General features: G+C 55.2%; 22 protein-coding genes and 2 tRNA genes. 9 read left to right on the top strand and 15 right to left on the bottom strand.

The window, feature by feature from the left end:
• Positions 1-14: 14 nt before the first annotated feature.
• The gene (locus tag K2184_RS24185) at positions 15-800 is read right to left on the bottom strand and encodes a GntR family transcriptional regulator (RefSeq protein WP_004107628.1); all 786 of its coding nucleotides are present in this window, start codon (positions 798-800) and stop codon (positions 15-17) included.
• A 220-nt stretch (positions 801-1,020) separates the two neighbouring features.
• Here K2184_RS24185 and K2184_RS24180 point away from each other — a divergent pair, with 220 nt between their 5' ends.
• Genes K2184_RS24180 through K2184_RS24170 form a run of 3 tightly spaced genes read left to right on the top strand, consistent with a single transcriptional unit; the run spans position 1,021 to position 4,417 of the window.
• Positions 1,021-2,037, top strand: coding sequence for an ADP-ribosylglycohydrolase family protein (locus K2184_RS24180; protein ID WP_004107627.1), 1,017 nt, complete (start codon positions 1,021-1,023; stop codon positions 2,035-2,037).
• An 18-nt stretch (positions 2,038-2,055) separates the two neighbouring features.
• Positions 2,056-3,471, top strand: coding sequence for a purine-cytosine permease family protein (locus K2184_RS24175; RefSeq protein WP_163525620.1), 1,416 nt, complete (start codon positions 2,056-2,058; stop codon positions 3,469-3,471).
• On the top strand, positions 3,455-4,417 hold the full coding sequence (locus tag K2184_RS24170) for a PfkB family carbohydrate kinase (protein ID WP_023329096.1): 963 nt from the start codon (positions 3,455-3,457) through the stop codon (positions 4,415-4,417). Before K2184_RS24175 ends, K2184_RS24170 begins: the two co-directional genes overlap by 17 nt.
• A gap of 3 nt (positions 4,418-4,420) precedes the next feature.
• On the opposite strand, the gene rep is transcribed toward K2184_RS24170, so the two are convergent.
• From rep to K2184_RS24150, 4 genes are all read right to left on the bottom strand, one after another.
• Entirely contained in the window at positions 4,421-6,439 is a 2,019-nt protein-coding gene (rep, locus tag K2184_RS24165) for a DNA helicase Rep (protein WP_016808201.1), read from the bottom strand.
• Positions 6,440-6,541: 102 nt separating this feature from the next.
• On the bottom strand, positions 6,542-7,270 hold the full coding sequence (gene pnuC / locus K2184_RS24160) for a nicotinamide riboside transporter PnuC (RefSeq protein ID WP_016808200.1): 729 nt from the start codon (positions 7,268-7,270) through the stop codon (positions 6,542-6,544).
• A complete protein-coding gene (locus K2184_RS24155; RefSeq protein WP_004107619.1) occupies positions 7,270-8,019 on the bottom strand; it encodes a nucleoside phosphorylase in 750 nt (249 codons plus the stop codon). The genes pnuC and K2184_RS24155 overlap by 1 nt, the downstream gene beginning before the upstream one ends.
• Positions 8,020-8,044: 25 nt before the next feature.
• On the bottom strand, positions 8,045-8,749 hold the full coding sequence (locus K2184_RS24150) for a Crp/Fnr family transcriptional regulator (RefSeq protein ID WP_023321862.1): 705 nt from the start codon (positions 8,747-8,749) through the stop codon (positions 8,045-8,047).
• A 193-nt stretch (positions 8,750-8,942) separates the two neighbouring features.
• Here K2184_RS24150 and ppiC (K2184_RS24145) point away from each other — a divergent pair, with 193 nt between their 5' ends.
• Complete coding sequence (gene ppiC, locus K2184_RS24145; RefSeq protein WP_023321861.1) at positions 8,943-9,224, top strand: peptidylprolyl isomerase PpiC; 282 nt, start codon at positions 8,943-8,945, stop codon at positions 9,222-9,224.
• 52 nt (positions 9,225-9,276) lie between these two features.
• Positions 9,277-9,558, top strand: a complete 282-nt coding sequence (ppiC, locus tag K2184_RS24140; RefSeq protein ID WP_004107616.1) for a peptidylprolyl isomerase PpiC — start codon at positions 9,277-9,279, stop codon at positions 9,556-9,558.
• Between the two features lie 168 nt (positions 9,559-9,726).
• Here ppiC (K2184_RS24140) and ilvC read toward each other — a convergent pair whose 3' ends face one another.
• Entirely contained in the window at positions 9,727-11,202 is a 1,476-nt protein-coding gene (gene ilvC / locus K2184_RS24135) for a ketol-acid reductoisomerase (protein ID WP_003018001.1), read from the bottom strand.
• Between the two features lie 153 nt (positions 11,203-11,355).
• Between ilvC and ilvY the strand changes: the two genes are divergently transcribed.
• Both ilvY and K2184_RS24125 read left to right on the top strand, forming a co-directional pair.
• Positions 11,356-12,246, top strand: coding sequence for an HTH-type transcriptional activator IlvY (gene ilvY / locus K2184_RS24130; RefSeq protein WP_004107613.1), 891 nt, complete (start codon positions 11,356-11,358; stop codon positions 12,244-12,246).
• Positions 12,247-12,255: 9 nt separating this feature from the next.
• Positions 12,256-12,645 (top strand): hypothetical protein, encoded by a 390-nt coding sequence (locus tag K2184_RS24125; RefSeq protein ID WP_004107609.1) that lies wholly within the window; start codon positions 12,256-12,258, stop codon positions 12,643-12,645.
• A 69-nt stretch (positions 12,646-12,714) separates the two neighbouring features.
• Here the strand turns inward: K2184_RS24125 and ilvA are convergent, their stop codons facing one another.
• The 6 genes from ilvA to ilvL all read right to left on the bottom strand — a co-directional run bounded on the left by ilvA (position 12,715) and on the right by ilvL (position 19,258).
• Positions 12,715-14,259 carry a threonine ammonia-lyase, biosynthetic gene (gene ilvA / locus K2184_RS24120; protein ID WP_024274874.1) on the bottom strand — a complete coding sequence of 515 codons (1,545 nt, stop codon included), beginning with the start codon at positions 14,257-14,259 and terminating at the stop codon, positions 12,715-12,717.
• A 2-nt stretch (positions 14,260-14,261) separates the two neighbouring features.
• Positions 14,262-16,112, bottom strand: a complete 1,851-nt coding sequence (gene ilvD, locus K2184_RS24115) for a dihydroxy-acid dehydratase (RefSeq protein ID WP_004107602.1) — start codon at positions 16,110-16,112, stop codon at positions 14,262-14,264.
• 61 nt (positions 16,113-16,173) lie between these two features.
• The gene (gene ilvE / locus K2184_RS24110; RefSeq protein WP_004107600.1) at positions 16,174-17,103 is read right to left on the bottom strand and encodes a branched-chain-amino-acid transaminase; all 930 of its coding nucleotides are present in this window, start codon (positions 17,101-17,103) and stop codon (positions 16,174-16,176) included.
• A gap of 16 nt (positions 17,104-17,119) precedes the next feature.
• A complete protein-coding gene (gene ilvM / locus K2184_RS24105; protein ID WP_004107599.1) occupies positions 17,120-17,377 on the bottom strand; it encodes an acetolactate synthase 2 small subunit in 258 nt (85 codons plus the stop codon).
• Positions 17,374-19,020, bottom strand: coding sequence for an acetolactate synthase 2 catalytic subunit (ilvG, locus tag K2184_RS24100; protein ID WP_064371103.1), 1,647 nt, complete (start codon positions 19,018-19,020; stop codon positions 17,374-17,376). Before ilvG ends, ilvM begins: the two co-directional genes overlap by 4 nt.
• 139 nt (positions 19,021-19,159) lie before the next feature.
• Complete coding sequence (gene ilvL, locus K2184_RS24095; protein WP_001311244.1) at positions 19,160-19,258, bottom strand: ilv operon leader peptide; 99 nt, start codon at positions 19,256-19,258, stop codon at positions 19,160-19,162.
• Between the two features lie 350 nt (positions 19,259-19,608).
• Here ilvL and K2184_RS24090 point away from each other — a divergent pair, with 350 nt between their 5' ends.
• Positions 19,609-21,129, top strand: coding sequence for a YifB family Mg chelatase-like AAA ATPase (locus tag K2184_RS24090; RefSeq protein WP_004116935.1), 1,521 nt, complete (start codon positions 19,609-19,611; stop codon positions 21,127-21,129).
• 23 nt (positions 21,130-21,152) lie between these two features.
• Here the strand turns inward: K2184_RS24090 and K2184_RS24085 are convergent, their stop codons facing one another.
• Complete coding sequence (locus K2184_RS24085; protein ID WP_004097464.1) at positions 21,153-21,491, bottom strand: DUF413 domain-containing protein; 339 nt, start codon at positions 21,489-21,491, stop codon at positions 21,153-21,155.
• A gap of 118 nt (positions 21,492-21,609) precedes the next feature.
• On the opposite strand from K2184_RS24085, the gene hdfR reads away from it, so the two are divergent.
• Positions 21,610-22,431 carry an HTH-type transcriptional regulator HdfR gene (gene hdfR, locus K2184_RS24080; RefSeq protein ID WP_004107593.1) on the top strand — a complete coding sequence of 274 codons (822 nt, stop codon included), beginning with the start codon at positions 21,610-21,612 and terminating at the stop codon, positions 22,429-22,431.
• 82 nt (positions 22,432-22,513) lie between these two features.
• Here the strand turns inward: hdfR and K2184_RS24075 are convergent.
• Both K2184_RS24075 and K2184_RS24070 read right to left on the bottom strand, forming a co-directional pair.
• Positions 22,514-22,589, bottom strand: a tRNA-Trp gene (locus K2184_RS24075).
• 54 nt (positions 22,590-22,643) lie between these two features.
• Positions 22,644-22,720: transfer RNA gene (locus tag K2184_RS24070), tRNA-Asp, on the bottom strand.
• Positions 22,721-22,763: the final 43 nt, after the last annotated feature.

Genomic DNA, 22,763 nt, shown 5'->3' with positions numbered 1-22,763 from the left:
CCCGGATGCTGGTGTTACGCGTCTTTTTTGTGAGCGCTACCCGGTTTGCCGCCAGACGCAGACTGGAGTTTCACCCGGAAATCAAAGTTAAAGTAATTGCTCAGGCAAAATGCAGTACCGTACTCAAGCACCTCTCCCTGAGCATTACGACTTTTCAGCGTAATTTTCATCAATGGCACGCCTTGCGGCAGGTCGAGCAAATTCAGTTCTTCGCCGGAAGGGATATGTACCGTGAGTGAGTAGTCCTGGAGATCGGGAAAAATATTATTTTCCGCCCAGTGCGCGTACAGCGACCCTTCAAGCAGATCCGGACGGGGTAAAAAACGCTCGGGAATAAACATGGTTTCGATGGAGACCGGAAGCGCATCGACTAAACGCACGCGTTTTATTTTCGCCACCCGATCGCCGACGGCGATCTCCAGTTCACGAGCCAAAAAATCATCCGCCGCCAGTTTTTCCCTCACCAGCCATCGGTTAGATACCGTCCCCGAATTTTGCAGCTGGGCAGAAAATCCCCCGCTGGCAAGGTTATAGCTTACCGGCAAATTGACCTCGGTACCCTTTCCGTGACGCTTAATCACCAGCCCGGCTTCCAGCAGGGCATCCAGCGCCTTCACCACCGTCACGCGCGATAGCTCAAGCGTCTGCGACATTTTACGTTCTGAGGGCAAAATACTGCCGTGCGTCAGCAGCCGCTCCGTCATTGCCGCTTCAATGGCTTGTTTAAGTTGAATATAAAGCGGCGCGGGGGCCTCTGCATTCAGACGCCCTTTTATATACTCAAGCAACGGTTGCGACATCGTTTCGTGGCCTTCCGGAATTTAGTAGCAGTGGATTTATCCTAGTGGATCCATACTGGAATTAGTAGCCCCATCATAACGTCTCCCCGCCCTTTTGAGCGCCGCATTTTTCTTGCAGAATGCGCCTGCGATCACAGCATGACCATAAAGGACTTTAACTGGACTTAATCTGGATCTATTTTTAGGATAACTTTTATTCACTTGTTTCCGGGAGTCGACGATGTCTGATATTCGCCCTACTAATACCGCCGAAAGCCGCATCCTTGGCTGTCTTTACGGGCAAGCCATCGGTGATGCGATGGGCATGCCTTCCGAACTGTGGCCTAAACGCCGCATTATCAATCACTTTGGTTGGATTGAACGCTTCCTTCCTGGACCGAAAGAGAATATTGCGGCCTGCGAATTTCACGCCGCAGAGTTTACCGATGACACCCATCAGTGCATCGCACTAATGGATGCCCTGAATGATACCAACGGTGTGACCGATCCACTGGCTATTGCCAGGCATATTCTGCTATGGGCCAGACGCTGCCAGGCTTTTGAAAAAAATATTCTCGGCCCAACCTCGAAGGCCTCCCTGCTGGCGCTTGAACAGGGGCAAGCGCTCGATGAGATCGCGGCCAACGGCGTGACCAACGGTGCGGCAATGCGCGTGGCGCCCATGGGCTGTCTGCTGCCGACCCGGAATAAGGCATTTTTCATTGAGCAAGTTCGCCTCTCCTGCCTGCCGACGCACAAATCAGATATCGCCATCGCCGGCGCGGTAGTTATCGCCTGGGCGATCAGTCGCGCCATTGAAGGAGCCGGATGGCTGTTAATTAAAACGGAGCTGGCATCGCTCGCCAATGAAACCCAGCGCCAGTATGAGTCCACTTTTAGTCCACTTCTCGGTAACCGAATTAATCTCGCGCTGACCACGATCGCCAGCGAAACCGACCATCTGACAGGAATTGAACGTATTTATGAGGATATCGGCGCCGGAATGGATATTATCGAGTCTGTCCCCGCGGCGATTGCGCTGGTCGAGCTGGCAAAAACGCAGCCTATGAAATGCGCTATGCTGGCGGCCAATTTAGGCGGCGACACCGACACGATAGGCGCGATGGCAACCGCCATCTGCGGCGCGCTTCATGGCATAGAGGCGTTTCCTGAGGAACATATCCAACAGATTAATCGGGCCAATAGCATAGACTTCGCGCCTTACGCACAGCGGCTTGCAGGATACCGCTTCGCTTAATTGACAGAGGGCATCAATATGGACAGCAAAGCTTCATACGATGGAAATATCCAGACAGCAGATCCCGGAATGGCGGAGTTGGGGATTGATCTGGTCCCCCCGGTCCACCAGACCCAAAAACCGATCCAGCTATTTTTCGTCTGGTGCGCCGCAAACATCGGCATTCTTGGCGTCGTTTACGGCGCCGTCATTGTATCGTTCGGCCTCTCCTTCTGGCAGTCGATTCTTGCCGCCGTGGCGGGCGTCGCCTCCTTTGCGCTGGTCGGCGTCACCAGTATCGCCGGAAAAATCGGCCGCACCACGACGCTGACGCTTTCACGCGTCATTTTTGGCAAGCGCGGCAACATTGCACCTACCAGCTTCTGCTGGGTAAACCTGATGGGCTGGGAGTCGGTCAATATCATTACCGGTACGCTCACCCTCGTTGCGCTGTTTGCCGCCATGGGTTTTGAAGAGAGCCTGACCACCACCGCGCTGTCGCTTTTTCTGTTTGGCGGCCTGACCGTGCTGGTTAGCGTGCTCGGCCAAAATGCCGTGCTGATGATGCAAAAGTGGATCACCCGCATCTTTGGCGCCATGACGCTGCTGGTCGTCATTTATCTGCTCTTCACCGCGGACTGGCAGGCCATACTCGCGCTGCCGTCAGGTAGCTGGCTGACGGGCTTTCTACCGGCGGTCTCTATTATTGCCGCGGGCACCGGCATCAGCTGGGCGATCGCCGGCGCCGACTATAGCCGCGATCAGCGCCCTGACTCCGGCGAAAAGGGGATTTTCCTCGCCGTTGTCAGCGGCGCAGCCCTTCCCCTGCTGCTGCTAATGCTGACCGGAATACTGCTCACCGCCCAAATCCCCGATCTGGCCTCCAGCGAAAACCCCATTTCAGCGATCGGTAAACTGCTGCCTTCATGGATGGCAATCCCCTATCTGGCTGCAGCTACCGCCGGGGTTGTGACTATCGCCGTGCTGAGTCTCTATTCCGCCAGCCTTAACCTGTTAAGCATGGGAATTAAACTGCAGCAGCGTTCCGCCGTAGCCATTGATGCCGTGCTGGTTCTGGGGATCGCCCTCTACGTGCTGTTTGTCTCGAAAGATTTTCTCGGGCCGTTCATCGCGTTTCTGATTTTCTGCGGCGTATTTCTTGCCGCCTGGGCCGCCATCTTTATGGTCGATTTTTATCGGATGCACCGCCGTGTCGGCTATTCTGAAGCTGATTTGTTCAGAGAAAGCGGTGCCAACCGTACCGCGCTGGGCTGCTGGATTGTCGGCGCGCTGGCGGGGTTGATGGTCTCTAAAACCGGGTTTATCGACGGACCTTTCGCGGTCGGCATTTTCGCGGACTCCAGCCTCGGGTTATTCGTCTCTTTTATTCTGAGCCTGGTGCTCTATCTTGTCTTCGGACCAAAAAAGGGGGACAGCCGTGACAATCAGCGCTGACCAGCTATCGCCGCGGCGGCCGATCGTGGTGATCGGCGCCGCTTTTGGCGACATAATTCTCCATCTCGATGCGCTGCCGCAAAGCGGTAGCGATGTCCCCGCGCGCGACGGCGGACGGCAGATTGGCGGCTGCGCGTTTAACGTCGCCCGTGCGCTCTCGCGCCTCGAGTTGTTTCCCGTTAACGCCATACCGGTAGGCAATGGCGACTGGGGGCAGGCCGTTGCGCAAAAAATGGCGCTGGAAAACTTGCCCGTCCTCTTGCGTCATCCCACCCACGATAACGGCTGGTGTCTGGCTCTTGTTGAAGCCGACAAAGAGCGGACGTTTATCACCATTGAGGGCTGCGAACAGCACTGGACTGATGAACTATTAGCGCAAATACCGCTGCCGAATGACGCGATTATTTACGTCTCGGGCTACGAACTGGCCAGCGAAGCGCTGCGCCAGTGGCTCCTTGCCCAGGCAGAAGATAAAACGCTGTTTGTCGATTTTGGCCCACGCCTGGGCGATCTGGATATTCGCTTTATTCAGGCGCTGCTGCGCAAACGCCCCGTTCTCACCCTTAATCGCGATGAACTTAGGGTGCTATGCGCGCGTTTATACGATCGGGATGGCGCCACGCTTGACGACGCCACTCGGCTCGCCAGCGACTGGCAGCTACGAGCAATTTGTCGGTTTGATAAGGATGGCGCGTGGGTGGTTGAACCTGACGCGCAACCGCAGCATATTCCGGCCTACCGTGTACAGGTTCACGACACGATTGCCGCAGGAGACAGCCACTGTGCCGGTACTATCGCCGGGCTGGCCTGCGGGATGGATCTGCAGCAGGCAACGCGGCTGGGCAATCAAGTGGCGGCCATTGTTGTCAGCAAACCTGGTTCAGACGGCGCTCCGAATCGCGAAGAGCTACGCCAGTTCCAGCGTCGAGAGGGCAACGGCCGCTAGCCGCTATTTACGCGCTTTCGCCAGCATCGCCCGGATGTTGGCGACGTTCGCTTGCCCTTTATGCATGCGCTCTTCCGGCGAAATAACTTTGCGCTCCTGCTCCCAAATCAGATCATCCTGCGGCAGTTCCAGCAGAAAACGGCTCGGCTCTGGCCGCACCAGTTCGCCGTACTGACGGCGCTCTTTGCACAGGGTAAAAGTCAGCTCTTTCTGCGCGCGGGTGATACCAACGTAGGCAAGGCGACGCTCTTCATCGACGTTGTCTTCATCAATGCTGCTCTGGTGCGGCAGCAGCCCCTCTTCCATACCAACCAGATAGACGTAGGGAAACTCCAGCCCCTTTGATGCGTGAAGCGTCATTAGCTGCACCTGATCCGTCTCCTCATCCGACTCGCCGCGCTCCATCATGTCGCGGAGGGTAAAGCGGGTAACGACCTGGGTAAGCGTCATCGGTTCATCGATCTCGCTGCCTTCGAGCATTTCGGTCATCCACGTGAACAGCGTATTGACGTTTTTCATCCGCATCTCGGCGGCTTTCGGGCTGGGCGAGGTCTCATAAAGCCAGGATTCATAATCCACGCCGCGGATCAGATCGCGGACAGCCGCAATCGGCTCGCGCTCGGAAAGCTGTTGAATCTCACGCAGCCAGTGGGTGAAGCGGGTCAAAGACTCGTAGCCGCGTCCGCTCAGCGTCTGGGTCAACCCCATATCGAAGCTGGCGGTAAACATGCTTTTATTGCGTCCCATCGCCCATTCGCCCAACTTTTTCAGGGTCGCCGAACCGATCTCGCGCTTTGGCGTATTGACGATGCGCATGAAGGCGCTGTCATCATCAGGGTTAGTCAGCACGCGCAGATAGGCCAGCAGGTCTTTAATTTCCGGGCGGGAAAAGAACGACGTGCCGCCGGAAATTTTGTACGGGATGCGGTTCTGCATCAGCATCTTTTCAAAAACCCGCGACTGATGGTTGCCGCGATACAGGATCGCGTAGTCCTTATAGGCGGTTTTATTAATAAAGTGATGAGCGATGAGTTCACCGGCAACGCGCTCCGCCTCATGGTCTTCGTTATTGGCGGAGAGCACCTTCAGCTCTACGCCATAGCCCAGTTCGGAAAACAGGCGCTTCTCGAAAACGTGCGGATTATTGGCGATCAGGATGTTCGCCGCCTTCAGGATGCGCCCTGATGAGCGATAGTTTTGCTCCAGCTTGATCACCTGCAGCGCCGGGAAATCCTGGCTTAGCAGTACCAGATTCTGCGGCCGCGCGCCGCGCCAGGAGTAGATCGACTGATCGTCATCGCCGACCACGGTAAAGCGCGCCCGCTGTCCCACCAGCAGTTTTACCAGCTCGTACTGGCTGGTATTGGTGTCCTGGTATTCATCCACCAGCAGATAACGGATCTTATTCTGCCAGCGTTCCCGCACCTCTTCGTTACGCTGCAGCAGCAGCGTTGGCAGGAGGATCAGATCGTCGAAATCGAGTACGTTGCAGGCTTTCATGTGCGCATCGTACAGGCCGTAGCAGTGAGCGAAGATCCGATCCCGCTCCCCTTTCGCGCCGGCGGCGGCCTGAGAAGGTGTTTTCAGATCGTTTTTCCAGTTGGAGATCGTGGAGATCAGCTGCTGAAGCACCACTTTATCGTCTTCGATCAGCCCCTCGGTGAGCTCTTTTAACAGCGCGACCTGGTCAGTATCGTCGAACAGCGAGAAGTTTGATTTCATCCCTAACGCGGCGTATTCGCGCTTGATAATGTCCAGCCCCAGCGTATGGAAGGTGGAAATCATCAGCCCGCGCGCCTCTTTGCGCCCCAGCGTTTGCCCGACGCGCTCTTTCATTTCGCGCGCCGCCTTATTGGTAAAGGTGACTGCCGCAATATGGCGCGCCTGATAGCCGCAGCCGCGGATCAGGTGGGCGATTTTATTGGTAATAACGCGGGTCTTACCGGAACCGGCACCCGCCAGCACCAGGCACGGTCCGGTAACGAATTCGACGGCTTGTTGTTGGCCAGGGTTTAAACGCATGGGAGTCTTTTGCTCAATCTTCGAACGGGGTGGGGATTGTAGCAGAAAGAGGGGCACAGAGAGCAACAGGCTGCCCTTTCAGGCAGCCTGTAAATCGCTAAATCAGGATCCGGCGGCGGCAAGCGGCGCATAGCCATTACGCTGCGCGCTCTTGATCCAGCTGTATGAGCCCATGACCGCGATAGCCGTCAGCAGAACATACTCAAGCGACATTGCGTAAACGCCCTGTACCGCGTAGATAACCACGCTAATCACGTCGATAACGACCCACAGCAGCCAGTTTTCGACAAACTTACGCGTCATCAGTACCATGGCGGCAATTGACAACACCAGCATGGTGGAATCCCAGAACGGGAAGGCGTCGGGCTGGAGGTCGGGCATCGCCACCTGCATGCCGAACGTTTGCAGCAGGGCAATCATGATGCGGGTCAGCATCGCAAACACCGGATCGATAAACAGCGTCATCAGCACGATCGCCACCGCGCAAACGGCACCCAGCACCAGCGTTTGCTGACGGGAAAGCCAGCGAACCTTGAGCGTAGCTTCCTGCGCCTCGTTTTGCCGGCTCCATGCGTACCAGCCGTAAATGTTGGCGGCGAAGAAAAATACCTGCAGCAGCAGGCTGGCATAGAGCTGAATCTGGAAGAAAATGGCCGCAAACAGCGTGACGTTAATCAGGCCAAACAGATAATTGATGATTTTTTCCCGGCTTGCGCACCAGATGCACAGCAGGCCGAATACGGTACCGATGGCTTCAATCCACGATAGCGCATAGCCGCCTTCGCCGAGAGGAATATTGACCATCACATTGTTAATGCTAAAAAAGTCCATCATAAACCTCCTTGCTGGCTAGCGGAATAAATGGCGCGCAGCGCCAGGGTAATTTGCCGTTCTTCGCCCTGCTGGCACAGAGCCTCCTGCTGGACATAATCATTGATGCTGCTATCCAGGCAACCGTTGTGGGCAACTACTACGTTGAGCAATGAGGCTGTACGTAACCCGCGCAGCGCGCCGATGGTCATCAGGGCGGCGCTTTCCATATCTGCACCCAGAATACCAAGCGCCGACCACTGTGCATCCAGCTCCGCCTCGCGATCGGTATAAAAACTGTCATGGCTGCGCACCAGTCCGCACGCGGCGGGGATATTCATTTGCCGCGCCTGCGCCATCAGCTCCCAGGTCAGCTGCGGGTCGGCGCAGGCCGGATAGCCTGCCGGCGCATAGGTTCGGCTGGTGCCGTCATCCATAACCGCGCCGTGGGCGATAATTACGTCGCCGAGCGCAAGATTATCCTGCAGGGCGCCGCAGCTGCCGATACGAATCAGGGTCGTAACGCCGATCTGGCGCAGCTCTTCAATGGCGATCGCAGTGGAGGGGCCGCCAATTCCGGTAGAGAGCACCAAAATTTCCACGCCCTGGTACCAGCCGCGTGCGGCGCGAAACTCCCGGTTCTGACCGAGCGGCTCGGGATTATCAAGAAAACTGACGATACGGTCGACCCTCTGGGGGTCGCCCGGCAGCAGCGCGTACCGCGCGCCGGTCATCTCTTTGTTTAACTGGATATGGGGTTGCAGCGACATACTCGCGCCTCCTTCACTCTTGCGGTTATCCGATATCAGCCTCCTGTTTAAGTTTTTCAGGAGCTAACAACACAATGCGTTCACCATCGGTATCAATAATTTGTAGCGCTTTCAGATCATGCAAAATACGGTTAATACTGCGGGTCGTCGCCGCAAATTCCTGGCTGAGATTCTGCTTATCCAGCAAGATTTCATTGGCGCCATCCTGCTGATAACGCAGCCATAGGGCCTGGCACACCCGCTGATGCAACGAATAAAGATTGTCGCTGCTGGCCTTTTTCGACAGCTGGTAATATTGCTGGCTAAAGAAGCGCAGCATCCGCTGGTTAAAATGGTTATCTAACGCCAGCCAGCGGCAGAAATATTCCTGTGACAGGCTGAGAAGCTGCACATGCCCCACCGCCGCCACCGAGCAGATGTACTGACGCGACTCAAAGATCTCGAGCTCGCCCACCATATCGCCTTTTCGGTAGCGGGCCTGGCGATAGCGGCGCCCATCTTCAGCCTCGTAGAAAACATCCACCTCACCGGCGATAATCAGCGAAAAGCGCTGACACACCTCCCCCTGTCGACAGATAAAATCGCCGCGCGGGATCTCTTCGAAGCGCCAGCGCTGCATGATCTCGAGGGGACAATATTTTAGTAATTCATAGAGCTGTGGATCGCTCACGATATCACTCAGCCCCGAAAGCCAGCCAACTGAAAATTCAGGTTTTTTCATTGTATCCATGTTATCTCGCTCCAGGACTATAAGGACAGGACGGCTGTCCCCGACCAGAGGGAATACGCCGGATAAAAGTGTTGCTCATCTCCCGCTTCCGTTTATCAGGCGAGACATCTGTCCCGCGATGGCGAAGAGTATAGGTCCACGGCCAAAGCGGGTGGTAAAGTAACGGGATATCTTTGCGACTGAGAACACCATAATGGCAAAAAGCGCAGCAGCCCTGCACATCCTGATTAAAGAAGAGAAACTGGCGCACGAGATCCTCGCCAAACTGGAACGTGGCGTCAGCTTCGATCACCTGGCAAAGCGCTATTCGAAATGTCCATCAGGACGCAACGGCGGCGATCTTGGGGAGTTTAATCAAGGCGTTATGGTCGGGCCGTTTGATAAAGCGGTCTTCAGCTGCCCGCTGCTCAAGCCATATGGACCGGTCAAAACCAAGTTCGGCTACCACATCATTAAGGTGCTCTATCGCCGCTAGCCCATGCTACTATTGCGCCCTGATTTATCCCCCATTCACTCAAGGTACGATCATGGCAAAAACGGCAGCAGCACTGCATATCCTGGTTAAAGAAGAGAAGCTGGCACTGGATCTTCTGGAGCAAATTAAAAACGGCGCCGATTTCGGCAAACTGGCGAAGAAGCACTCGATCTGCCCGTCAGGCAAACGCGGCGGCGATTTAGGTGAATTCCGCCAGGGTCAGATGGTGCCGGCGTTTGATAAAGTCGTCTTCTCCTGCCCGGAGCTGGAGCCAACCGGCCCGCTGCACACTCAGTTTGGTTATCACATCATCAAGGTGCTGTACCGCAAATAAAAAAACCGGTGTCTTATTTGCACCGGTTTTTTATCTCACAGCTTTCCCCTAAGGATTTCAGCTTGCAGGAAGGCGGCAAGTGAGTACAGCCCCAGGAGCATAGATAACTATGTGACTGGGGTGTACGAACGCAGCCAACGCATCTGCAAGTTGAAAGGCGACGGGGAATTAGCCCGCTACCGCAATACGTTTCATATCGGTCATATAGCCGCGCAGTTTCTTACCAACCTGCTCGATAGCGTGGCTGCGAATAGCTTCATTCACGTCGCGCAGCTGAGCGTTATCTACCGCGCCTTCGGCAATCGCTTTGCCCAGGTCGCCGGTCTGCAGGGTAGTCATGAACTCTTTCAGCAGCGGTACGCAAGCGTAAGAGAACAGGTAGTTACCGTATTCTGCGGTATCGGAGATAACCACGTTCATTTCGTACAGGCGCTTACGGGCGATGGTGTTGGCGATCAGCGGCAGCTCGTGCAGCGATTCATAGTAAGCGGACTCTTCGATGATGCCGGAATCGACCATGGTTTCGAACGCCAGCTCAACGCCTGCTTTCACCATCGCGATCATCAGAACGCCTTTATCGAAGTACTCCTGCTCGCCGATTTTACCTTCAAACTGCGGCGCGGTTTCGAACGCGGTTTTACCGGTCTCTTCACGCCAGGTCAGCAGTTTTTTATCGTCGTTGGCCCAGTCAGCCATCATACCGGAGGAGAATTCACCGGAGATGATGTCATCCATATGTTTCTGGAACAGCGGCGCCATAATCTCTTTCAGCTGTTCGGACAGCGCATAAGCACGCAGCTTAGCCGGGTTAGACAGGCGATCCATCATCAGGGTGATACCGCCCTGCTTCAGCGCTTCGGTGATGGTTTCCCAGCCGAACTGAATCAGTTTCTCAGCGTATGCCGGGTCGGTACCTTCTTCCACCAGCTTGTCGAAGCACAGCAGAGAGCCAGCCTGCAGCATACCGCACAGAATGGTCTGCTCGCCCATCAGGTCGGATTTCACTTCCGCCACGAAGGAAGACTCCAGAACGCCCGCACGGTGACCGCCGGTGGCCGCAGCCCAGGCTTTAGCGATGGCCATGCCTTCGCCTTTCGGATCGTTTTCCGGGTGAACCGCGATCAGAGTCGGTACGCCAAAACCACGTTTGTACTCTTCGCGCACTTCGGTACCCGGACACTTCGGCGCTACCATCACAACGGTGATATCCTTACGGATCTGCTCACCCACTTCCACGATGTTGAAACCGTGAGAGTAGCCCAGCGCCGCGCCGTCTTTCATCAGCGGCTGAACGGAACGCACAACGTCAGAGTGCTGCTTGTCCGGCGTTAGGTTAACCACCAGGTCAGCCTGCGGGATCAGCTCTTCGTAGGTACCCACTTTGAAGCCGTTTTCGGTCGCTTTACGCCACGATGCGCGCTTCTCGGCGATCGCTTCTTTACGCAGCGCATAGGAGATATCGAGACCGGAGTCACGCATGTTCAGGCCCTGGTTCAGACCCTGAGCGCCACAGCCGACGATGACCACTTTTTTACCCTGAAGGTAGCTTGCGCCATCGGCGAATTCGTCGCGACCCATAAAGCGACATTTGCCCAGCTGCGCCAGCTGCTGGCGCAGGTTCAGTGTATTAAAGTAGTTAGCCATGGTGATACCTCGTGATGTTGTGTGTCTTATTTTGTTCGGTTCGCGGTTCAGCGAGAATGTACCCACATTACAACAGGAAATTTATTGCGGAAATTGATATATTCACAACGTCACGTTGCAATTTCTGCAATGTAAAATCGTGGAGTGCCGCCGGTGGATTTACGCGATCTAAAAACCTTCCTGCATCTGGCGGAAAGCCGCCATTTTGGCCGCAGCGCGCGGGCAATGCACGTCAGCCCTTCCACACTGTCCCGGCAAATTCAGCGCCTGGAAGAAGACCTCGGGCAGCCGCTGTTTGTCCGCGATAACCGCACGGTGACGCTTACCGAAGCGGGAGAAGAGCTACGAACGTTTGCCCAGCAGACGCTGCTGCAGTATCAGCAGCTGCGCCACACTATCGATCAGCAAGGGCCGTCGCTGTCGGGGGAGCTGCATATCTTCTGCTCGGTAACCGCCGCCTACAGCCACCTGCCTCCCATACTCGATCGCTTTCGCGCCGAGCACCCTTCGGTGGAAATTAAGCTCACCACCGGCGATGCCGCCGATGCGATGGAGAAAGTGGTGACGGGTGAAGCCGATCTGGCAATAGCCGGTAAGCCAGAAACGCTTCCCGGCGCGGTGGCCTTCGCAATGCTGGAAAATCTGGCGGTGGTGCTAATCGCCCCGGCGCTGCCTTGTCCGGTTCGCAACCAGGTCTCGGTGGAGAAGCCTGACTGGGCAACGGTACCCTTTATCATGGCCGACCAGGGCCCCGTGCGCCGCCGCATTGAGCTGTGGTTTCGTCGCCATAAAATCAGTAATCCATCAATTTACGCGACGGTGGGCGGACATGAAGCCATGGTATCCATGGTGGCGCTCGGCTGCGGCGTCGCGCTGCTGCCGGAAGTGGTGCTGGAAAATAGCCCGGAGCCGGTGCGCAATCGCGTAATGATTCTGGAGCGTAGCGACGAAAAAACCCCTTTTGAACTGGGCGTCTGCGCGCCCAAAAAGCGACTGCATGAACCGCTGATTAATGCGTTCTGGGAAATCGTTCAAACAAAATAAGGAGATAACATGCGTTCAGGGACGTTGCTATTAACCATAGCCATGGTGTTATGTTGTACCGTCCAGGCAAAACCGAAGGGCATTACCGTGCTGGATATCAAACATCTGGCGCTTCAGCAATGCCTGGTGGCGAATTACAAAGCCCGAACGCCTGAAGGCGCGCGATCGGCCCCGTCGCAGGATGCGTCATTTATGATTGAGAGATACGCCCTGGATAATGCCGGCGTGTGGAAGGCATTTCAGACGTTCGTCGCCAAAGAGACGAAAGATTTTGATCGGCTAACGATGTCATTACACCCTGACCATGCTCAGACTGCCAATAACGTGCTGGCGCAATGCATGAACTTTTATGAATCGGACAAGCTGGATAAGTATGTACGTGGGACGGTGATGAAGTAACCCATGCTGCCATTTATGTCATTCTGACAGATGACCGGAAGAGGCGGTTTCTTCCGGTCATCATAATAACTACCCCGCCAGGAAGAACCGGAACGCCGGGTTATGGGTTTCATCGTGGCAGTCGTAGCCCAGCTCATGCAGGCGGGTTTCAAAATCAGGCTCGTGATCGCCCAGTTCGAATGCCGCCAGCACGCGGCCATAATCGGTACCGTGACTGCGGTAGTGGAACAGTGAAATATTCCAGTGGGTACCCAGCGTATGCAGGAACTTCAGCAGGGCGCCGGGCGATTCCGGGAACTCGAAGCTGAACAAACGTTCCTGCAACGGCTGCGAAGGTCGCCCGCCGACCATGTAGCGTACGTGTAGCTTGGCCATTTCGTCGTCGGAGAGATCCACCACGCTGTAGCCCCCTTCATGCAGCAGATTGAGGATCTCTTTCCGCTCTTCCAGACCGCGACTCAGGCGCACACCGACAAAAATGCAGGCATTCTTTGCATCGGCGAAGCGGTAGTTAAACTCGGTCACCGACCGGCCACCCAGCAGCTGGCAGAACTTGAGGAAGCTGCCCTTCTCTTCAGGAATGGTGACCGCCAGCAGCGCTTCACGTTGTTCTCCCAGTTCGCAGCGTTCGGAAACGTAGCGCAGACCGTGGAAGTTGACGTTCGCACCGGAAAGCACGTGCGCCAAGCGTTCGCCGCGAATATTATGCTGAGCGATATATTTTTTCATTCCCGCCAGCGCCAGCGCGCCGGAAGGTTCTGCTACCGCACGCACGTCTTCAAACAGGTCTTTCATCGCCGCGCAGATGGCATCGCTATCAACGGTGACGATGTCGTCAAGATACTCCTGACAGAGACGGAAAGTCTCATCACCAATACGTTTAACCGCCACGCCTTCGGCAAATAGCCCCACGCGGGGTAGATCAACCGGATGGCCCGCATCCAGGGCGGCTTTCAGACAGGCAGAATCCTCAGCTTCAACCGCAATGACCTTAATCTGCGGCATGAGCTGTTTGATCAGCACCGCCACGCCCGCCGCGAGACCTCCGCCGCCAACCGGTACGAATACGCGGTCGATATGGGCATCCTGCTGCAGCAGCTCCAGCGCCAGCGTCCCCTGCCCGGCAATCACCATCGGATGGTCGAAAGGCGGTACCCAGGTGAATCCCTGCTGCTGCGCCAGCTCAATAGCTTTGGCTTTGGCTTCATCGAAGTTCGCGCCGTGCAGCAGCACTTCACCACCGAAGCCGCGCACCGCATCGACCTTGATATCCGCGGTGGCGGTTGGCATGACGATTAGCGCCTTCACGCCCAGGCGAGAGGCGGAGAAAGCCACGCCCTGCGCATGATTACCCGCCGAAGCGGTGATCACGCCGTGCGATTTTTGCTCTTCCGTCAGCCCGGCCATCATCGCGTACGCCCCACGCAGCTTAAAGCTGTGCACCGGCTGACGATCTTCACGCTTCACCAGCACAACGTTATCGAGGCGCGACGAGAGCTTTTCCATTTTTTGCAGCGGCGTAATCTGCGCGGCTTCGTATACCGGCGCGCGCAGTACGGCTCTGAGGTATTCCGCCCCCTCAGGGGCGGCGGACAGGGGTTGCGACTCGGCCATCATTAACCCCCAAGTTTCGATTTATCGCGCACCGCGCCTTTGTCGGCGCTGGTTGCCAGGCTGGCGTAGGCGCGAAGGGCAAAGGAAACCTGACGCTCGCGATCTTTCGGCGTCCAGGCTTTATCACCGCGTGCTTCCTGAGCTTCACGGCGCGCCGCGATCTCAGCATCGCTCAGCTGCAGCTGAATACCGCGATTTGGGATATCAATGGCGATCATGTCGCCATCTTCAATGATCGCGATATTGCCGCCGCTGGCGGCTTCCGGAGAAACGTGACCGATGGAGAGGCCTGAAGTGCCGCCGGAGAAACGACCGTCGGTAATCAGCGCGCAGGCTTTACCCAGCCCCATGGATTTCAGGAAGGTGGTCGGATAGAGCATTTCCTGCATCCCCGGTCCGCCTTTCGGACCTTCATAGCGAATAACCACCACATCACCCGCAACCACTTTACCACCGAGGATGGCATCCACGGCCGCGTCCTGGCTTTCGTATACCTTAGCCGGGCCGGTGAATTTCAGGATGCTATCGTCTACGCCGGCAGTTTTCACGATGCAGCCATTTTCGGCAAAGTTGCCGTACAGAACGGCCAGACCGCCGTCCTTGCTATAAGCGTGTTCCAGCGAGCGGATACAGCCTTCTGCGCGATCGTCATCCAGGCTGTCCCAGCGGCAATCCTGAGAGAAAGCCTGCGTCGTGCGGATACCCGCAGGCCCGGCGCGGAACATCTTTTTAACCGCTTCATCCTGCGTGACGGTGATATCGTACTGCTCCAGCGTCTGCGGCAGGGTCAAACCGAGCACGTTCTTCACATCGCGGTTCAGCAGTCCGGCACGATCCAGCTCGCCTAAAATACCCAATACGCCGCCCGCGCGGTGCACGTCTTCCATATGATATTTCTGCGTACTTGGCGCCACCTTACACAGCTGCGGTACTTTGCGTGAAAGCTTATCGATATCGCTCATGGTGAAGTCGATTTCCGCCTCCTGCGCTGCCGCCAGCAGATGCAGGACGGTATTGGTGGAACCGCCCATGGCGATATCCAGCGTCATGGCGTTTTCAAACGCCGCTTTGCTGGCGATATTACGCGGCAGCGCAGAAGCGTCGTCCTGCTCGTAGTAACGCTTAGTCAGCTCGACGATACGCGAACCCGCATTGAGGAACAGCTGTTTACGATCGGCGTGAGTCGCCAGCAGCGAGCCGTTACCCGGCTGTGACAGGCCCAGCGCTTCGGTCAGGCAGTTCATGGAGTTGGCGGTGAACATCCCGGAACAGGAACCGCAGGTCGGGCAAGCGGAGCGTTCAACCTGATTACTCTGATCGTCAGAGACTTTCGGGTCAGCGCCCTGAATCATCGCATCGACCAGGTCGAGTTTAATGATTTGATCGGACAGTTTGGTTTTCCCGGCTTCCATAGGGCCGCCGGAAACAAAAATTACCGGAATATTCAGGCGCAGAGACGCCATTAACATCCCGGGAGTGATTTTATCGCAGTTGGAGATACAGACCATCGCATCAGCACAGTGGGCGTTAACCATGTACTCCACCGAGTCAGCGATCAGTTCGCGGGATGGCAGTGAATAAAGCATACCCCCGTGCCCCATCGCGATCCCGTCATCCACCGCAATGGTGTTGAATTCTTTAGCGACGCCACCAGCGGCTTCAATTTGCTCAGCAACCAGCTTGCCGAGATCGCGCAGGTGAACGTGCCCCGGCACGAACTGGGTGAAAGAGTTCACCACGGCGATAATCGGCTTACCGAAATCATCGTCGGTCATTCCAGTGGCGCGCCACAGCGCGCGGGCACCCGCCATATTACGGCCGTGAGTGGTTGTGGCGGAACGGTACTTAGGCATGCTTTAGTTACTCCCAGTGTCTGTTAAATGGGGCGTTGCGTGCCGCCCCATCTTTTTATACTTAGTTATTAACCTGATCCAACCAGCCCCATTTATCCTCGGTTTCACCGGTAAAGAGGCCAAAGAATGCTTGCTGAATGCGTTTGGTGACCGGGCCGCAGCGTCCTTCGCCCACCTGAATACCATCAACGCTGCGCACCGGCGTAATCTCTGCAGCCGTGCCGGACATAAATACTTCATCGGCCAGATACAGCGACTCGCGAGACAATACCTGTTCGCGCACTTCCAGACCCAGCTCTTTCGCCAGTTTGATGATCGCGTCGCGGGTGATGCCCGGCAGCGCGGAGGAGGTGAACGGCGGGGTAAACAGCACGCCATCCTTCACTTCAAACAGGTTTTCACCGGCGCCTTCAGAGATATAGCCGTTCACGTCCAGCGCGATACCTTCCTGATAGCCATGACGACGCGCTTCGCTGCCGACCAGCAGCGAAGAGAGATAGTTACCGCCGGCTTTGGCCGCGGTCGGAATGGTGTTCGGCGCTGCGCGATTCCAGGAAGAAACCATCGCATCGATCCCCTGATCCAGAGCTTCGGCACCCAGGTAGGCGCCCCACGGGAACGCCGCGATGATCACGTCAGTGTTATAGCCCGGAGGCGGGTTGACGCCCATGCCCACGTCGCCGACAAAAACTAACGGGCGAATATAGGCGCTGGTCAGATTGTTTTTACGAATGACTTCACGGCAGGCTTCCATCAGCTCATCAACGCTTTGCGAAACCGGGAAACGATAAATTTTGGCTGAGTCATGCAGACGCTGCATATGTTCACGGTGACGGAACACAACCGGCCCCTTGTGAGAGTCGTAGCAACGGATGCCTTCAAATACGGAAGTCCCGTAGTGCAGCGCATGGGACATCACGTGAACTTTCGCCTCTCCCCACGGAACCATCTCGCCATTGAACCAAATGTAATCAGCTTTTTTCGTCGTCATTATTCTTCCTTTGCGCTCAGGCGCGAATTTGTTGTGATGTAGGTTGCTGGATCTCGACGCAGGCGACGTCCACCAGTTTGCTTAATTGACTAAACAGTAATTCGACGGGCCGCTGGCTGGCAACGGTCAGTTCGATATTAATATTCCGGGCATCGGCGGCGGTTTCCATATTCATCGCGCAAATCTGGAACCCGCGATGACGCACGACGCGCAGCACGCGTTCTAAGGTTTCTGGATTAAAGCGAGCCTGCAAGGCGACCTGATGTTGCATCATGATAATTTCTCCAGCATTTCTGCATTACTGGCACCGGGCGGCACCAACGGCCAGACGTTCTCAAGTTCGTCGATTGAGACATGAAGCAGGTAAGGCCCCTGGCTCGAAAGCATGGTGTCGAGTGCCGCTTCAACCTGGTCTTTACGGGTGATGTGTTGACCAGGAATGCCGAAGGCGCTGGCCAGAGTAAGAAAATCGGGATTATCGGTAAGGGTGGTTTCGCTATAACGTTCCTGGAAAAACAGCTGCTGCCATTGTCGAACCATTCCTAAACGCTGGTTATCCAGTAACACTATCTTCAGCGGCAACTGCTTGCGTTTTACGGTGCCCAGCTCCTGCACGTTCATCATGAAGGAGCCGTCACCGGAGATACAGATTACCGTATCATCAGGACGGGCCACCTGCGCGCCCACTGCTGCCGGCAGGCCAAAGCCCATGGTCCCTAATCCACTGGAAGTGATGAAATTCTCCGGACGCGTATAGGTCATATGCTGCGCTGACCACATCTGATGCTGGCCCACATCGGTGGTCACGACGCAATCTGCTGGTTTGCGCTCGGAAAGCTGCTTCAGCAGCAATGGAGCATAGATGGCCTCGCCCGGATGATCGTAGCGCCACGCGTGCTCGGCGCGCAGCTGAGCATTACGTTGACGCCAGGCGTCGATGGGCAGCGGCTGTTGCAACGCCGGCAGCATCACGTTCAAGTCGCCAGTCAGGCCAATATGCGCCTGACGGAGCTTGTTCAGTTCTGCCGGATCGATATCCATATGGATAACTTTGGCGTGCGGGGCGAACGTATTCAGCTTGCCGGTCACGCGATCGTCAAAGCGAGCGCCTACGGCAATCAACAGATCGCACTCCTGTACCGCCAGATTGGCCGCTTTAGTTCCATGCATCCCCAGCATGCCCAGATAGTATGGATAATCAGCTGCCACCACGCCCAGCCCTTTCAGGGTAGACGTTGCCGGCATCTGCGTGACGGCAAGAAATTCACGCAGCGCCGGTACCGCCTGCGCCATACCCACGCCGCCGCCAACGTAGAGCATCGGCTTCTGCGCCTGAGTCAACATCTGCAAAGCGTATTCGATATCCGCATATGGGAAGTCAACGTCATCGGCTACCATGGAGAAATGCGGATCGAGATCGCCCTGAGCCAGCTGGATGTCTTTGGGGATATCGACCAGTACCGGGCCGGGGCGCCCTGAGTTTGCCACATGGAATGCTTCGGCAATGACGCGCGGCAGCTCTTCCAGCGACTGCACCAGAAAACTATGCTTAGTGCATGCCAGCGATAAACCGAGAACATCCACTTCCTGGAATGCATCAGTACCAATGAACGGAGCGGCAACCTGGCCGGTGATGGCAACGACGGGAACGGAATCCAACAGCGCGTCGGCGAGGCCGGTAATCAGGTTGGTTGCGCCCGGTCCTGACGTCGCAATACATACGCCGGTTTTGCCAGTAGCCCGGGCATAGCCGATAGCCGCCATGGCTGCGCCTTGTTCATGCCGGCACAGTAAGTGTTCCACGCCGCCGTCATACAATGCATCGTAAACCGGCATAATTGCGCCACCCGGATAGCCAAAAACAGTATCGACACCCTGTGCTCGCAAAGCATGTACCACCCACCGCGCCCCATTCATAGTTACTTCCCCGTCGTAGATCGAGAGAAACAGAATTTTATGCTGCCAACCATCATCTGCTCCTCTTTTCTGTTTTTAAGTTATAAAAAAACCCCCGGACCTTTCGGTGCGGGGGTCTTAGTTCGTTAAGGCTTGTTTTTTAAGCCTTTCCTCGTCCAAGTGCAGCCCCGCACGGTGGGATAATAATCACCACCACGCTAATCACGACCAGGCTAATCACTCGTAGAAGGGCTGTCATTTTATGTTCTTTCTGGCTTCATGTTCGAAGGAATACCTAAAGAGGTACCACAGACATCGCATCAAATACAAGATTTTTTTATGACCCTATTTCTTACCTTGCTAACCATTTACGAAAAAACAATTGTTTTTAATAGGAAAAACAGGAAATGAAAATATTTCAATTTGTGGCGAGCGCCACAGCTTTTTCTCGCATCGCTGGCTGATAACAATGTTTTGCGAGTCTGTATCCGCAACGAGTGCAAAGCGGCAATTCACGGAAAATTGGCTGGAAGCGAACGCCTGAAATTTAAAATTGCTGAATTACCCGACAAAAAATCCCCGACATAATGCCGGCTCTCAGGAGGTTTTATGTCACTCGCCATTGTTTACACCCGCGCCGCTCTTGGGATCGGCGCCCCCCTTATCACAGTTGAAGTTCATATCAGCAACGGACTCCCTGGCCTGACGATGGTAGGGTTGCCTGAAACAACGGTCAGAGAAGCGCGTGACCGGGTACGTAGTGCGATTATCAACAGCGGCTACGCCTGGCCGGCGAAAAAAATCACCATCAATCTGGCGCCAGCCGATTTACCAAAAGAAGGGGGAAGATATGATTTACCTATCGCTCTCGCGCTTCTGGTGGCCTCTGAGCAGCTAAATGCTCCCAGGCTAAATCAATACGAGTTTGTCGGCGAGCTGGCGCTTACAGGCGCTCTACGTGGCGTTCCTGGGGCTATATCCAGCGCGATGGAGGCGATAAGAGCGGGCAGAAAGATTATTGTCTCTCATGAGAATTCTCCTGAGGTGGGTTTAATTGGCGGCAGTGACTGTCTTATCGCCGCCCATCTTCAGGAGGTCTGCGCCTTTCTGGAGGGAAAAAACCCGCTAAATCATCCTATTCCGGAAGCGGAGACCTCAGATGAGTCTTCATTAGACTTGCGCGAGGTTATTGGTCAGCAGCAAGGAAAGCGAGCGCTGGAAATTATCGCTGCAGGCGGACATAACCTGCTGATGATAGGCCCACCCGGCACAGGGAAAACGATGCTTGCGAGTCGGCTGCCTGGGCTACTACCGCCGCTGAGTAACCAGGAAGCGCTGGAAAGCGCGGCAATACTTAGCCTGGTCAATTCCAGTTATGCGATGAAAAACTGGCGCCGCAGGCCATTTCGAGCTCCGCATCATAGCGCGTCCCTGGCTGCGATGGTGGGTGGCGGCTCTATTCCAACACCGGGAGAGATCTCTCTCGCTCATAATGGCGTGCTGTTCCTGGATGAGCTGCCCGAATTTGAACGCAGGGTTCTGGATGCATTAAGAGAACCGATTGAATCCGGGGTAATCCATATCTCCCGCACGCGCGCGAAAATCGATTATCCCGCCCGTTTTCAGCTTATTGCAGCAATGAATCCCAGCCCCACGGGCCACTATCAGGGTCAGCATAATCGCGCATCTCCAGAACAGACGCTACGCTACCTGGCCCGTTTATCTGGCCCATTTCTTGACCGTTTCGATCTCTCACTGGAAATTCCTCTGCCGCCGCCGGGGGTGCTTAGCCGGGGAACAAACGAAGAAGAGAGCAGCGCCTGCGTACGCCAACGCGTTTTGGCTGCGCACGAAAGGCAACTGTCACGACAGAAAAAACTCAATGCAAATCTGGGGAATAATGAGATGAAAATCTGGTGCCAGCTTCATCAAGATGACGCAATCTGGCTGGAGCAGACGCTTACGCAACTGGGGCTCTCAATCCGGGCCTGGCAGCGCCTGCTTAAAGTTTCACGCACGATTGCCGATATTGAGAAGGTCGATCGTATTGAACGCCGTCATTTGCAGGAGGCTCTTGGCTATCGGGCAATAGACAGAATGTTGAGCCATCTGCAAAAAATGATGACGTAAAAAAAGGGCTTACGCCCTTTTTCTTAATCATCGCTTTCCGTGTAATCTTCCGTGCCTTCCACCTGCGGCTTGCCGCCGGAAAGAGTATGGAAACGCTTCGGACGCTTAATGCGCGCCATGTACTTGATCCAGACGCGTTCTGCTTCCGTTGCGGGCTCACGTTCACCACGGCAGACCGAAACAAACTGTTTTTCATCGTCGGTGACAGGCTCGCGTTTACCTAGTTCGAGTTCATTAAAGGCATAACCATGACGTTCCAGCAGTTGCGCCTCTTTGATGGTGAAATCTCCATGACGGGAAAACCCGCGCGGATAATTTTTATTGTCGAAAAAACGATTAGTTGTCGTAAAGCTTTCCGCCATCCTACACGCTCCTGATTCTTTGGCCGAGCTATTTATGGCGCGGAGTATTAGTTACGCTTGACAGAGCGTCAAACAAAACATTTAAATCATCACGACAAATAATTTTGCGGAGAAGAGTGTGGATACGGAATTGCTCAAGACTTTCCTCGAGGTGAGCAGAACTCGCCACTTTGGCCGAGCCGCAGAGGCGCTTTATCTGACGCAGTCAGCAGTTAGCTTTCGTATTCGTCAGCTGGAGAACCAGCTGGGGGTGAATCTTTTTACCCGCCATCGCAATAATATCCGCCTGACTTCAGCCGGAGAGAAACTGCTGCCCTATGCCGAAACCCTGATGAACACCTGGCAAGCTGCGCGCAAGGAGGTCGCAAATGCCTCCCGGCATAACGAATTTTCAATCGGAGCCAGCGCTTCGCTATGGGAATGCCTGCTTAACGAGTGGTTAGGAAAGCTCTATACAGAGCCCTATAACCTACAATTTGAGGCGCGAATCGCGCAGAGGCAATCGTTGGTCAAACAGCTGCACGAACGTCAGCTTGATTTACTGATCACGACAGAATCGCCGAAGATGGATGAACTAAGCAGCCAGTTGCTGGGTAATTTTACCTTAGCGCTTTATTGCGCCTCGCCGGCTAAAAATACAAATGAATTGAATTATTTGCGCCTGGAATGGGGCCCTGACTTTCAACAAAATGAAGCGGGATTGATCGGAAATGATGATATTCCTCTCCTGACCACCAGTTCTGCCGAATTAGCGTATCAGCAGCTCAGCGCGCTTAACGGCTGCACGTGGTTGCCTGTACTCTGGGCGCAGGAAAAAAATAACCTGCATACTGTCACTGACAGCGTGACGCTTTCAAGGCCTCTTTATGCGATTTGGCTACAGAACAGCGATAAGCAAGCGCAAATCCGTGAGATCCTGAAGCACAGCATATTAGGATAGGATGACTCCTCCAGGGACGGAGGATGAACGAAGGGAAATTTAAAGCAAAAAAAATCCTTTGCCTGAGCAAAGGATTATTATATGGCAGGGGCGGAGAGACTCGAACTCGCGACACCCGGTTTTGGAGACCGGTGCTCTACCAACTGAGCTACGCCCCTAAAGTTTCTTATCATTAAGCCTGCTTAATCAGCAGGCTTAATTTTTTTAATAAGTGGCGGAACGGACGGGACTCGAACCCGCGACCCCCTGCGTGACAGGCAGGTATTCTAACCGACTGAACTACCGCTCCACCGAATACTTCTGTAACCACCGGATTTATGCACCGGCTTACT

The sequence above is a fragment of the Klebsiella sp. K5-306 genome (assembly GCF_051835185.1).
Classification (GTDB): domain Bacteria; phylum Pseudomonadota; class Gammaproteobacteria; order Enterobacterales; family Enterobacteriaceae; genus Klebsiella; species Klebsiella oxytoca.
Note: the sequence above shows the minus strand (reverse complement) of the source record. Positions and strands in the feature narration are given on the sequence as shown.